Source organism: Ralstonia sp. 24A2, from assembly GCF_051783885.1.
Classification (GTDB): domain Bacteria; phylum Pseudomonadota; class Gammaproteobacteria; order Burkholderiales; family Burkholderiaceae; genus Ralstonia.
In genome coordinates this window covers 550,704-564,052 of sequence record NZ_JBPVZD010000003.1, presented here as the reverse complement: position 1 = coordinate 564,052, position 13,349 = coordinate 550,704, and the positions used below count along the sequence as shown (strand labels likewise).

Annotated in this window: 10 protein-coding genes; 8 read left to right on the top strand and 2 right to left on the bottom strand. The window is 65.3% G+C overall.

Features of this window, described 5'->3' with window-relative positions:
- The first annotated feature begins 238 nt into the window (after positions 1–238).
- Positions 239–2,008, top strand: a complete 1,770-nt coding sequence (locus tag ACS13N_RS20005; protein ID WP_438933354.1) for a phospholipase D-like domain-containing protein — start codon at positions 239–241, stop codon at positions 2,006–2,008.
- Positions 2,009–2,042: 34 nt separating this feature from the next.
- Here the strand turns inward: ACS13N_RS20005 and ACS13N_RS20000 are convergent, their stop codons facing one another.
- Positions 2,043–3,536: an acyl-CoA synthetase gene (locus ACS13N_RS20000; protein WP_438933353.1), complete on the bottom strand. Its 1,494-nt coding sequence runs from the start codon at positions 3,534–3,536 to the stop codon at positions 2,043–2,045.
- Positions 3,537–3,711: 175 nt separating this feature from the next.
- On the opposite strand from ACS13N_RS20000, the gene ACS13N_RS19995 reads away from it, so the two are divergent.
- From ACS13N_RS19995 to ACS13N_RS19980, 4 genes are all read left to right on the top strand, one after another.
- Positions 3,712–4,635, top strand: a complete 924-nt coding sequence (locus ACS13N_RS19995) for a LysR family transcriptional regulator (RefSeq protein WP_438933352.1) — start codon at positions 3,712–3,714, stop codon at positions 4,633–4,635.
- 233 nt (positions 4,636–4,868) lie between these two features.
- A complete protein-coding gene (locus ACS13N_RS19990; RefSeq protein ID WP_438933351.1) occupies positions 4,869–7,703 on the top strand; it encodes a xanthine dehydrogenase family protein molybdopterin-binding subunit in 2,835 nt (944 codons plus the stop codon).
- Positions 7,704–7,711: 8 nt separating this feature from the next.
- Complete coding sequence (locus ACS13N_RS19985) at positions 7,712–8,263, top strand: (2Fe-2S)-binding protein (protein ID WP_438933350.1); 552 nt, start codon at positions 7,712–7,714, stop codon at positions 8,261–8,263.
- Positions 8,263–9,570, top strand: coding sequence for a c-type cytochrome (locus ACS13N_RS19980; protein ID WP_438933349.1), 1,308 nt, complete (start codon positions 8,263–8,265; stop codon positions 9,568–9,570). The genes ACS13N_RS19985 and ACS13N_RS19980 overlap by 1 nt, the downstream gene beginning before the upstream one ends.
- A 291-nt stretch (positions 9,571–9,861) precedes the next feature.
- Here ACS13N_RS19980 and ACS13N_RS19975 read toward each other — a convergent pair whose 3' ends face one another.
- On the bottom strand, positions 9,862–10,572 hold the full coding sequence (locus ACS13N_RS19975; RefSeq protein WP_438933348.1) for an IclR family transcriptional regulator: 711 nt from the start codon (positions 10,570–10,572) through the stop codon (positions 9,862–9,864).
- 170 nt (positions 10,573–10,742) lie between these two features.
- Between ACS13N_RS19975 and ACS13N_RS19970 the strand changes: the two genes are divergently transcribed.
- Genes ACS13N_RS19970 through ACS13N_RS19960 form a run of 3 tightly spaced genes read left to right on the top strand, consistent with a single transcriptional unit; the run spans position 10,743 to position 13,341 of the window.
- Positions 10,743–11,441, top strand: a complete 699-nt coding sequence (locus ACS13N_RS19970; RefSeq protein WP_438933347.1) for an RraA family protein — start codon at positions 10,743–10,745, stop codon at positions 11,439–11,441.
- Positions 11,441–12,388 (top strand): hydroxyacid dehydrogenase, encoded by a 948-nt coding sequence (locus ACS13N_RS19965; RefSeq protein WP_438933346.1) that lies wholly within the window; start codon positions 11,441–11,443, stop codon positions 12,386–12,388. The genes ACS13N_RS19970 and ACS13N_RS19965 overlap by 1 nt, the downstream gene beginning before the upstream one ends.
- Positions 12,389–12,393: 5 nt before the next feature.
- Positions 12,394–13,341, top strand: coding sequence for an SMP-30/gluconolactonase/LRE family protein (locus ACS13N_RS19960; RefSeq protein WP_438933345.1), 948 nt, complete (start codon positions 12,394–12,396; stop codon positions 13,339–13,341).
- Positions 13,342–13,349 lie beyond the last annotated feature (8 nt).

The window sequence follows — 13,349 nt, the reverse complement described above, 5'->3', positions numbered from 1 at the left end:
AGGAGAGGTCTCCCTCACGTTCTCATCGTACGCAGCGGCTTCCGCTGCGTTTTTTTTGCCCGCCGGAAAGCGCGACGGTATCCACGTGTGCGTGATTCTTGCAGACCGGATTGAAGCGCCGTTGAACTCATCGCCCGTCAACCCGCATGGCGCCTGAAAAATACGCCGTTTGCGTCAGAGGATTGTCACGATCGCGGTGCTATAAAAACTGGATGCTTTGCCACCCCAGGAGACCCCCATGGCGACATCCGTCGATTCATTCCAGGTGAAGGTGTATCAGGGCGACAGCGCGGTGCTGTTTGCCTTTGACGTGGCCGATGCAGACCGCGCCGATCTGGCCGGTTTTGCCATCCAGTGCACGCCGCAGGGCGGGGCGCCTTACTGGGTGCCCAACCGCCTGACGTTCGACGCGCCCATCCACGCGGATGCTCCCCTGCAGGCCGGCAAGTACGCCGACTCCATCGACGCGCCATTCCAGTCGTTCCACTGGGTCCACTTTCCGCCGCACGCGGCGGGGCAGTACGCCTACACCGTGCACGCGCGCTACTTTGCGTCGACCAACCCCGTACAGCTTGAAACGCGCGCCACGCGCAACGTGAACGTGACGCTGCATCAGCCGATGAGCGACTGGGCCACGGTGGGCATGGTGCGCGGCTATGTGTCATCGCAGGCGTTCATTGACCACTACGGTGGCAACACGGCGTTGGCGCCGGACAAGCGCGCACAGACCAAATCGCCGCTGTTGTACGACACGCAGCCGTACCAGAACAAATACGCCTACCTGGGCGCCACTGGCCGCCGCCTCATCATCGATCTGCTCAACCAGTGCCAGGCATCCGAGGGCTATGGCATCGACGTGCTGGCCTATGACCTGGACGAGCCAGACATCATCCGCGCCTTTGCGTGGCTCGCGCAGAACGGCCGCAAGGTACGCGTGATCCAGGACAACTACGTCGGCGCCGGCGCGCACCCGAGCGGCCACGGCACGCCCGATGCGTTTGAGACGCAGGCTACGGATTACTTCAAGCAGGCCGGCGCGGACGTCCGCCGCACGCATCTCGCACGCTTCCAGCACCACAAGGCGATCCTGCTACGCGATGCGGCGGGCAAGCCGGTACGCGTGCTGGCGGGCTCGGCCAATTTCTCGCTGCGCGGGCTGTACGTGCAGGCCAACAGCGTGTTGGTGTTCGAGCAGGAGCCCGCGCAGCTCTATGCGCAGGTGTTCGAGCACATCTGGGGTTTGATCGGCCAATACGGTGAGGACGCCGCCGGCAGCCGCAAGGTGGCCGCCGCCTTCCGCACCGATGCGCTGGCGGGCAACTGGCAAGCCGTGCCACAGGGCAGCACGCCGCGTGCACGCTTCGGCTTCTCGCCGCACCAGACCGACGCGCTGCTCTCCGAGGCGGCTGACCGCGTGAAGGGCGCACTGTCGTCCGTACTGTTTGCGGTGATGGCGACCGACGGCGGTGGCGAGATGCTCGATACGCTCGAACACGTCGTGCCGCAAAAGACGGGGCTGCTTTCGCTGGGCGTGATCGACAAGCAGGGCGGGGTGGATGCCTTCGCACCGGGCCGCGACGTGCCATCGCAGACCGTGTCGTTCGCCTACCTGAAGGACGAAGCCCCTGCGCCGTTCAAGCAAGAGGTGGATGCCGGCACCGGCCAGCACATCCACCACAAGTTTGTCGTGTGCGATTTCAACGGCGACGAGCCGGTGGTGTTCTGCGGCTCATCCAACCTGTCAAAGGGCGGTGAGGAGCAGAACGGCGACAGCCTGATCGCCATCTACGAACCGGCCATCGTCACGGCGTATGCGATCGAAGCCATCCGGCTGTTCGATCACTACCGCTTCCGTGCGAGCGAGTCAAAGGCCACGGCCGCCAACCCGCTGGTGCTGAAGACGACTGGCGCGTGGGCCGACCCGTACTACGATCCGCAGAACATCAAGTTCACGGAGCGCACGCTGTTTGCCAAGTCTGGCGCCACGCAAGCCCCGGCGATTGCCTGACGGGCTGCGCCGGCAGCGGTGCATCTGATCGCAATCAGACGCGCCGCTGCCGGTCGCCCCACCATGCATCGCGCAGGCGGCGCTTGGCAATCTTGCCGTTGTCGTCGCGCGGCAGGGCTGGAGTGAACTCGATCTGGCGCGGGATCTTGAAGCCGGCAATCTGGCCACGCAGCCAGTCGATCACGGCCTCGGCCTGCAGCCCTTCGCGTTCGGTCTGCACCACGGCGACGAGTCGCTCGCCGTATTCATCGCACGGCACGCCAAAGACGGCGCAGTCCACCACATCAGGGTGGCGCAGCAATGCATGCTCGATCTCGGCCGGGTAGATGTTGACACCACCGGAGATGACCATGTCCGATGCGCGATCGCACACGTACAGGTAGCCGTCTGCGTCGAGGTAGCCCATGTCGCCCAGCGTGACCAGACCGTCGCGCTCGATCTTGCTGCGCGCTTCGTCATTGCCGCGGTAGGTGAAGTCGGGATACGCGGGTTGGCGGCTGTAGATCAGGCCGACCTCGCCGGTGGGGCAGGGCGTGCCGTCTTCGCGCAGGATGCGCACCTCGGCATCGCACACCGGACGGCCGGCGCTGCCCGGGCGGGCAGCGGCATCGCGCGGGTCCATCACGGTGATCATGCCGGTCTCGCTGGAGGCATAGGTCTCATAGATGACAGGACCGAGCCAGTCGATCATCTTGCGCTTGATCTCGGGCGCGCACGGTGCGCCGGTGGAGGCCACGAAGCGCAGTGAGGAGAGGTCGTATCGGTTGCGCTCTTCTTCCGTCAGCTTGAGCATGCGCACGTACATGATCGGCACGAGGTAGACGGTGTCGATGCGGTAGCGCTCGATCTGCTCCAGCACGCGCAGCGGATCGAAGCGCGGATGCAGCACCAGCACTTCCGCCATCTGCGCGGCCTGCTGGGCGAAGAGGCTGGGGGCGCTGTGATACAGCGGTGCCGGCAGCAGCGCGCGACAGCCCGGCACGATGCCGAAGGTGGCGGCCACCACGGCGCGTGCCTGCTGCAGATGCGTATCGAGCTGGTCCAGCGGCACAGCTTGGCGCACCACGCCCTTGGGCCGGCCCGTGGTGCCCGACGTATAGGCCATGTGCCCGCGCGGCGACACCAGCGGCCCATCGTACGGTGTCTGCAGCGCAAGCCAGTTGGCGTAGCCGTCGGCGCGGTCGGTGCCTTCGGCGTCCACGCGCAGCAATTGCACGTGCGGCGGCAGCAGCGGCTCCACCGCATCGACCAGATCGCGATGACCGATCAGCACCTTGGCGCCCGAATCGCGCATGAGGAACTCCACCTCCGCCGGCGTGAAGTGCCAGTTGATCGGGCAGAAGTGGCAGCCCGCAATGCGGCACGCATGCATTACGTCAATGTAGGCCGGCGCATTGCGCATCAGCACACCGATCACATCGCCCTCCTGCACGCCCATGCGGCGTAATCCACCGGCAAGGGCGGAGCCGCGCGCGAGCAGGGTGTCGGCATCGACGGGGCGGTCTTCAAAGATGAGGCTGGCGGTCATGCGTGTCTCCTTGGGGGCGAGGTCTCGTTATTGGGTTGGACCTCCGCTTTGTCTGCGCAGCATGCCGGATTGAATCGTACTGAACAATCCGCTTAGTATTGCGCACACTGGTGAATGCCATTGAACAACACTGCCCGTCGATCTCGCTTCTCAGCTGAGCCTTCCAGCTTCCATCATGGACCTCAACCTCATCCACCTGTTTGTCGAGATTGTGGAAGCGCGCAGCTTTACCGCGGCCGCGCAGAAGCTGGGCATGACGCGCTCCAACCTGAGCAACCGCCTGAAGGTGCTGGAGCGCGAGACCGGTGCGCAACTGCTGCGGCGCTCCACGCGCAGCCTGGAGCTGACGCAGGCCGGGGAGACCCTCTTCGAGCACGGCCGCCGCATGCTGCAGGAGGTAGAGACGGCGCGTGCCTCCATCGACGGTCTGGGCCAGACCGTGCGCGGCCACGTGCGGGTGAGCGTGCCAACGGGCCTGGGCCGCTTCTTCCTGGGCGACATGCTGCTCGAATTCGCGCGCGAGCACCCGAACGTGACGCTGCGCGTGACGTTCAACAACCGCGTCAATGACCTGATTGCCTCGGAGATTGACGTGGCGTTCAAGATCACCTCAGCGCCGCCGCAGGACACCATCGCGCGCGAGGTCTGCCCGATCGGCTGGAGCCTCTTCGCCACCAAGGCTTATTTGAAGACGCATGGGCCGGTGGCAACGCCTGAGGGGTTGGCCGGGCAGGCCATCGTCTGCCCGCCCATGCCGGGGCGGCGCCTGACGCTGGCGCTCTCGCGCACCGTGCGCGGCAAGACCACGCAGCATAGCGTGACGGTGGAGCCGCGCATGCAGTCGGAGGATTTTCCGTTCCTGGCCGATGCGGTGGCGCGCGGCATGGCTATCGGCTTGCTGCCCAACTACGTAACGCATGCCCTTGCCACATCGACGGCCGCGCCATTCGAGCGCGTGCTGCCCGGCTACGCGGTTGGTGGGCTGGGCGCGCACCTGTTCATTCTCACGCTGCCCAATCGCTATGCGTCGCCCGCCATGCGTGCACTGATCGATTTTGTGCGCTCGCGCGTGAGCCTGCAGGCCGCGGACTGGCGATAAACGTAGCCTGCATGGCAGCCCACGCATGCTGCATACGCACAAAACAGTGCCAAGGCAGATAACGTCCGCCAAATAAACGATATTCGGCATCGCGCCTTGTCTTGGATCAAGGCGGATACCAAAATCGCAAGAGGCGGAGCCGCTTGGGCATATCCGCACCCAGGCTCCCCATCCCTCCCCACGCCACCCTCTGAACTCGGGTGCGCCGTTGCATTCCTTCGAGGAAGAAGTTCATGCCGCTTACCCATCCGTCGCGCCGCGCTTTCCTGAAAGCGACTGTCGTGGCCGGCGTCTCGGTGTATATCGCACCGCTGGGCGGCCGCGCATTCGCGGCCCTGTTTGAAGAAAAGATCCTCACCCCGGTCCAGTGGGACCCAAAGACCGGTACCCCCAAATTCCGCATTGATGGCATCGCCAAGGTCACGGGCGACAAGGTGTTCGCGCGTGATATCCGCTCGCGCGACATGCCACACTGGCCGCAGCAGCAATCGCACGCATTCATCCTGCGCACCACGCTGGCCGATCGCACGTACGAAGGCTTTGACCTGAGCCTGCTGGGCGACGAGCTCAAGCCCGATCGCGTGGTGACCGCTGAAGACCTGGCGCGCGATGGCGTTGCCTTCCCCGCCTTCTATGGCGACGACATGCTGCTGCCGACGGGCAAGACGCCCGCGTATCACGGCCACGCGGTTGCCATCCTGATCTATCACGACTTCGCGCGCTTCCGCTTTGCGAAGGACAAGCTCAAGTTCCAGGACAAGATCATCCGCTACGGTGCGGTGACCGGCCCGCTGGAGCGCGACCCGTGGGGCACCTTCCGCTTCGTGCGCGTGGGCGGCGCGGGGCCGTTTGACGACGACGTGTTCTCCAGCCTGAAGAACGCGCCGATCTTCCCGAGCATGATGCGCAAGCACGAGCCCGTGTGGCCAGATGGCGTGGACCATGGCAAGCTGGGCGAGCAGGGCATCTTCTACGCCAACCAGATCGCTGCGGAGCTGGAGAAGCCGCCTGAGGACTGGCTGGTGCTCGAGCGCGAGTACAACACGCAATCCATCGACACCGCCGCGCTGGAAGCCGACAACGCCAACTGCTGGTACGACAGCACCACGCAGACGCTGCACATGGTGGTGCCTACGCAAAGTCCGGTGGAAGTGGGCGAGAGCACTGCCGAGATGCTGGCCAAGGCCAAGGGTGCCTTCCCCGTGAAGCAGGTGATCGTGCACCCGTGCTACACGGTCGGCTACGGCTCGAAAGACCACTACAACTTCCCGTTCTACGGCCTGGTGACGGCGCTGTATGCCGAAGGCAAGCCGGTGCGCCTGGCCAACGACCGCTACGAGCAGTTCCAGACCTCCATCAAGCGCCACGCGTTCAAGATGCGCTACCGCATCGCCGTGGACAAGAAGACGGGCCTGTTCCAATCGTTCCAGGGCCACTTCGAGGCCAACGGCGGCGGGCGCGCGAACTTCTCGCCTTCTGTGGCGATGGTGGGCGCGACGGCTGCACAGTCGATCTACTACTTCCCGAAGAACGACCTGACCGCCGTGGCAATCGCTTCGCGCGCCATCGACGCGGGCTCGGCGCGCGGCTACGGCACGCTGCAGAGCATGGCCGCCACCGAAGTGATGGTCGATGAGTTTGCCGAGCAGCTGAAGCTCGACCCGATCGAGTTCCGCCTGAAGAACGCACTGCGCTCAGGCATGAAGAACACGCAGGGTGCGATTCCTGCCGGCGCCATCCGCGTGGATGAAGTGCTGCAGGCTGCCAAGGTGCACCCGCTGTGGGTGAACCGCGCCAAGAAGAAGGCTGAGTTTGAAGTCGCCCACCCGGGCAAGCGCTACGGCGTGGGCTTTGCGTGCGTGCAGAAGGATTTCGGCACCGGCGCCGAGGCCTCGTTCGCCAAGGTGGAAATCCGCGCCGATGGGCAGATCGCGCTGCATCACGTCGGGGCGGAAATCGGCACCGGCATGTCGACCTCGCAGGCGATTGCGGTGGCGCGCTGGCTGGGCCGTCCCGCATCGGAAGTGCGCGTGGCGGTGACGGACTGGGCAGACCTGCCGGTCGTCACCAGCGGTGATCCGTACATCATGAGCCAGGCCGATCAGGACAAGCTGGCGGCCAACCCGCGCTGGTCTCCGGCGTATGCATCGCCGGCCAGCGCGACCAACTCGGCGTACTACTTCACGCACAGCACGCGTGAGGCGGCGCGCATCGTCTTCATGCACGGTCTATGGCCTGCTGCCATGGCGATCTGGAGCCAAGGCATCGGCGGCGGCCAGGCGGCATCCCTCGTGGTGCGCGTGGAAGACGCGCGCTGGGTGGACGGCAAGCTCACGGCCGGCGGCCTGGAGGCGCTGCCCTACGAGCAGATCGCCAAGAAGGCACACGACCTGGGCCTGGTGACGGGTGCCGTGGTGCACGTGTTCAACCGCTGGCAGTGGACCGAGGCCGACTTTGACGTCAACGGCACCGCCACGCGCGTGCCGATCGATGGCCTGTCCGTGCGCTACGGCGAAGGCGCCGATGCCGCGCACAAGGCCAAGATGGCGACGGCCGGCGGCTACCACGTGCTTGATCGCAAGAAGGTCTACATCGCGCCCACGCAGCGTAATAACGCGTCGGTCACGTACTACAGCGCGGTCGGCACGTTGGTCGAACTGTCGGTGCAGGAGGCCAGCGGCAAGGTGGAACTGCTGTCGCACCACTCGATCATGGAGTGCGGCTCGCAACTCTCGCCGCAGCTCGTGTCGGGGCAATTGCAGGGTGGTCTGGCGATGGGTATCGGCCACGCGCTGCATGAATCCCTGCCGCTGTATGAAGACGGCCCTGGCAACGGCACCTGGAACTTCAACCGCTACCACCTGCCGCGCGCCAAGGACGTGGCCGTGTGGACGCAGACCGGGACGGTGCTGCCGCCCCTGTCGGAAACCGATCCGCCCAAGGGCATCGCCGAGGTGGTGATGATCCCGGTGGTGGGCGCCATTGTGAACGGCATCGCGCATGCCATCGGACACCGCTTCACCAGCCTGCCAGTGACCGCGGAAAAGATTCAGGAGGTATTGGCATGAGCGCCGGCATGAACATCACCACCCAACCGATCACCTTGCACTTGAACGGCAAGGACGTGGGCCCCGTGCAAGTGCCCGAGGGCCTGATGATGATCGACTTCCTGCACGAATACGCCGGCCTGACGGGCTCGCGCCTGGGCTGCGGGCAGGGCGTGTGCCGCGCGTGCACGGTCATCCTCGACAAGCCGGACGGCACCAGCGAAGAAGTCCGCACCTGCATTACGGGCGCGCATTTCTTCCAGGGCAAGAAGGTACGCACGGTGGAAGGTCATGCCACGCGCAATGAGCGCGGCGAGGTGGTATCGCTCTCGCTCGTGCAGCAGAAATTTCTGGAGCACTTCAGCTTCCAGTGCGGCTACTGCACGCCGGGCTTCGTCAACGGCGCCACGGTGCTGGTGGAGCGCCTCAAGCGCCAGCCGGTCGCGCGTGAAAAACTGGACGAGACCATCACCGAAGCGCTGAACGACCACATCTGCCGCTGCACCGGCTACGTGCGCTACTTCGAGGCCGTCAAGGACGTTGTCCTGAGCACGCCCGGACTCGTCAAGGACGGCAAGTGATGACGATGACCATGGCTCAACCCAACCATCGCAACCTGCTTCGCCTGGCTCGCCTGGCTCGCCTGGCTGTGCTGCCGCTGCTGGCGGCTGCCACGCTGGCAGCCTGCGGTGACCGCTCCACCGACATCCCGGCCGCTGCCGATCAACCGTCGCCCACCAAGCTGACCGGTGCAGACCTGATCAACCGCGGCCGCTACCTCGTGCGCGCGGCTGACTGCGCGGCCTGCCATACAGCCAAGGACGGTGCGCCGTTCGCGGGCGGCGTGCCACTGGCCTCGCCGTTCGGCACGTTCTACGGCACCAACATCACGCCTGACAAGGAACACGGCATCGGCAAGTGGAGCGCCGATGAGTTCTACAAGGCGCTGCACGATGGCGTGACGCCGGACAAGCACCTGTATCCGGCGATGCCGTACACGTCGTACCGGGGCCTGTCGCGCGGCGATACCGATGCGATGTACGCGTATCTGACGCAGCAGGTGAAGCCGGTGGCAGTTGCCAACCGCGAGCATGCGTTGCGCTTCCCGTACAACATCCGCATGGCCATGGCGGGCTGGAACCTGTTCTTCCTGAAGGACACGCTGCCGGATGCCTCAACCGGCAATTCGACGTCGTGGCAGCGCGGGCGGTATCTGTCCAATGCGCTCGGCCACTGCGCGGAGTGTCATACCTCGCGCGGCTTTGCGGGCCAGTTGAGCGCCAGCAAGCCGCTGGGCGGTGCGGATCTCGGCCGCGTGGTCGCACCGGACATCTCGCCCGCAGGCCTGGCCGCACGTGGGTGGACGCCGGCGGATCTGCAAGCGTTTTTCAGCACCGGCATCGCGCAGCAAGGTTCGGCCTTTGGTGAGATGTACCCGGTCGTGCACCTGAGCTCCCAGTACCTGAATCAGGCGGACATTGGTGCGGTGGCAACCTACTTGCTTGGCGACAAGCCGCCTGCGCCGCAACCGCTCAAGCCGGTGGCCGCCACGGCCGACAACGCTGACCAGCTCAAGGCTGGCCGCGCGAGCTACCTGGCCGTTTGCGCCGGCTGTCATGGCCGCGATGGCGAAGGCAAGCCGCACGTGGCCGTGCCGATGCTGGGCAACTCCACCGTGCGCAATGCCGACGTGCATAACTTGCTCGTTGCCATGCTCGACGGCATTGAAGAGCAGCGCTTCCCGGGCACGGAAGCCATGCAGGAGATGCCGGGCTTCGCGCAGATGAGCGACACGGAACTGGCCGCACTTGCGAACTACCTGCGCACGAACTTTGGCGGCCAGCCCGCTGATATCACCGCAGACAAGGTGAAGGGTTTGCGGCAGTAAACGGCCTCTTTGAAGTGACAAAAGCCCGCCCCGGTGTCATGTCTGGGCGGGCTTTTCTTTTGGTGCGCGGGCGGTTGTGCCGGGTCGTGACCGTGGCCACCTTCCGGCACTGTCTCGAGCTTTGTGGAGATGGCGTGCCTCCCTTAACCGCGGGTCAGCGAATAACGAAACCGGCTGATTTCAGGCCACACCGGCATCTATCACGCGCCGCGCATCGGCCACGCGAAACGCCCGTCCGAACCCGCGCGAACGCGCTCTGCCCTGACCGGGTGCGGGTGCTGGCGGCTCCAATCAGCGGCCGTAGATTCGCTCGCACAGCATCGCACTTGCACCGAGCTTGCGCGACAGGTCGGACGCCGCCTGCAACTGCATCGCAACGACGTCACCGGAGGTGCGCGCCGCTTCGAGCCGGGAGGCCGCGCCAGATAGGGTCAGCGCCGCCATGAACTTGTCGCCGGAGCCGAAGACGGGCGTAGCAAACGCCGCCGTGTGCTGGTCGCGCGCGCCCGAGGTGAACAGCGGCAGCGCGGGCGCTTCGTCATACAGCGCTTCGCCCAGGCCCCAGTAGCGGAGCACGTGGCTGATGGCCGTGTCGTCCAACGGCAGCGAGGTACCGGGCAGGCGCGTCTCGCGCAGGCCCTCCGATGGCTCCGCGCGGAACAGGCACAGCCGCCGGCCGTGATCGATGACGTAGTACGATGCGCTCTCCCGTGTGGCCGCCGCCAGCGCGTGCAGCACCGGTTCCACCACGGAAGACAGGTGGAAGGACTGCTCATAGAGCTTGCCCAGATACAGCAGGCGAGGCCCGAGCGAATACGCGCCAGACTCCGAGCGAATGACGTAGCTCATGCGCTCCAGCGAGTTCATCAGCCGGTACACCGTGGTCTTGTGCATGCCCGAGGCTTGCGCCAGGGCCGCCAGTGTTAGCGCTTCTGCCCCCGGCTTGAAGCAGTCCAGCAAGGCCAACGCCTTTTCTACCGCGGCAACGCCGTCATTCCCCATTCCCAACTCCCCAAGCTGATGGACGGCATGATTGTACTGTGTACAACTTGGTTGTACATGGCGGACGGGTAAACGCTAGTGGATCGTCTCGCTTGCCGTGGCTATAGTGATTTCACTGAGTACACCATGGTTGTACATTGTACAACGCTAAAAACAGAGGCAGGCTTTCCATGAGTACCCCTTCGCATACCACTTCCACCATCGTTCGCGACATCGAGCGCGTTTCCCCCCACCTCGTCGAGGCTGCTGCCCACTTCCAGGCCGCCATCCTGGCCGACGTGGCCGGCCGCCGCGGCACGCTGAACGGCCGCGTCAAACCGCTCGCACCGACGATGAAGGTGGCCGGGCCGGCCGTGACGGTCGAGGTCCGCCCCGGCGACAACCTTGCCATCCATGCCGCCCTGGCCGTCGCTCAGCCCGGCGATGTGATCGTGGTGGACGGCAAAGGCGACCAGAGCTGCGCGCTCATCGGCGAGATCATGGCCACGCAGGCGCATGCCACCGGCATCGCCGGGTTTGTGATCGACGGGGCGGTGCGCGATTCGCACGAGTTGGCGCACGGCACGTTCCCGGTCTTTTCTGCCGGCCTGAATCCATGCGGACCCACCAAGAGCGTGGCGGGGCGCGTGAACCTGCCGGTGTCTGTTGCCGGCGCAACGGTGCACCCGGGTGACCTGGTGGTGGGCGATGCAGATGGCGTGGTCGTCATCCCGCGTGAAGACGTCGAGCGCATCCTGGTGCTCGCGCAGAAGAAGGTGGATGCGGAAGCCGCCCGCATCGCAGCCATTCGCAAGGGCGACACGCGCGCGAGTTGGCTGGAGAAAGAACTGCGTGCCGTCGGCATGCTGGCCGAAGGCGAGGCACTCTGATGAGCGTGTCTGCACACAAGCCCGTCGTGCTGGTGACGGCGGCTGACTTGGCGCCGCAGGCGCTGGACATGCTGGGCGACTTCGAAGTTGTGTTCGCTGGCAAGCAGCCCACGGAAGACGACATCGTCGCGCTCTGCGCGCGCCACAAGCCGGTGGCGATCATCGTCCGCTACGGCAAGGTCAACGCTCGCATCATGGATGCGGCTGTCAACCTGCAGGTAATTTCCAAGCATGGCAGCGGCATCGATGTCATCGATCAGGAAGCCGCTGCGGCACGCGGCATTGCGGTGCGTGCTGCCGTGGGTGCCAATGCGGCGGCTGTCGCCGAGCATGCGTGGGCGCTGATCCTGGCGTGTGCCAAGGCCGTCCCACAACTCGACGCGCGCATGCGCGCAGGGCATTGGGATAAGGCGACGCACAAATCGGTCGAGCTGGATGGCCGCACGCTGGGTCTGGTCGGCCTGGGCGCGATCGGGCGTCGGGCGGCCGCCATCGGGGTGGCGTTCGGCATGAACGTCATCGCGTTTGACCCATATGCCAAAGAGGCACCGGCTGGTGTGAAGCTGGTCAGCCTGGGTGAGCTGTACGCACAGTCAGACGTGGTCTCGCTGCACTGCCCCCTGACTGCCGAGAACCGCAAGATGCTGAACCGTGATGCGTTCAGTTGTTTCAAGCCGGGGGCGATCCTCGTCAACACGGCACGCGGTGGGCTCATTGACGAGCCCGCATTGGCCGAAGCACTCGCCAGCGGCCGGTTGCGCGCGGCCGGGCTCGACAGCTTTGACGTGGAGCCGATGACCACGCCGCATCCGTTCCAGGGCATGGCCAATGTCATCCTGTCGCCGCACATCGGCGGCGTGAGCGACGCGGCTTACGTGAACATGGGCAAGGGCGCTGCCGCCAACGTGCTCGCGGTGATTGAGGAACGCGCGCGCACCGCGGCGTGATGCCTATGTTCCTGCTATCGCCACCCGTCGTGCGTGAAGCGGAAGTCTTCACGCGCATGCCGGCCAAGTTTCGCAAGCCGGATGTCCAGACGGACTGGGCACGCGCCAATCGCGGCGGCCAGGCCACCGATTCCTTCCTCGAAGGGCCGGTGTGGAGCCCGGATGGTCGCGGACACGGCCATCTGTACGTGACAGATATTCCGCATGGCCGCATCTTTCACATCTCGGCTGCGGGCGACTGGGAACTGGTGGCCGAGTACGACGGTGAGCCCAACGGCATGAAGCTGGTCGACGATGCGCATCTGCTCATCACCGACTACCGCAACGGGCTGATGCTGCTCGACATCCAGCGTGGGGAAGTCACGCCCTACCTGGAGCGCCGCAACTCGGAGCGTTTCAGGGGCGTGAACGACCTGACGTTCGACTCGCGCGGCAATCTGTATTTCACGGATCAGGGGCAGACGGGCCTGCACGACCCGACGGGGCGTGTCTATCGCCTGTCGGTGGACGGCAAGCTTGACATGCTGCTCGGCAATTGCCCCAGCCCGAACGGTCTGGTGCTGTCACCCGACGAAAAGGTGCTCTACGTGGCCATGACGCGCGGCAACTGCGTGTGGCGTGTGCCGCTGCAGGCAGATGGCTCCGTCAGCAAGGTCGGCCAGTTCTTCACCTCGTACGGCCCGAGCGGCCCCGATGGTTTGACGATCGACACGGCGGGGCGGCTGTTTGTGGCCAACCCCGGACTCGGCCGCGCATGGGTGCTGAACCACCGCGCGGAGCCGGACGTGGTCCTGACCAGCCCCGAAGGTGCGTCGCTCACGAACCTGTGCTTTGGCGGCGCTGAAATGAAAACGCTCTTCATGACGGAGTCGGTGTCCGGCACCGTGCTGAAAGCCGAGATGGATATCGCCGGCCCGCTGCCGCATCGGGCAAAGCCCACGCACCAGCACTAGATCATCGA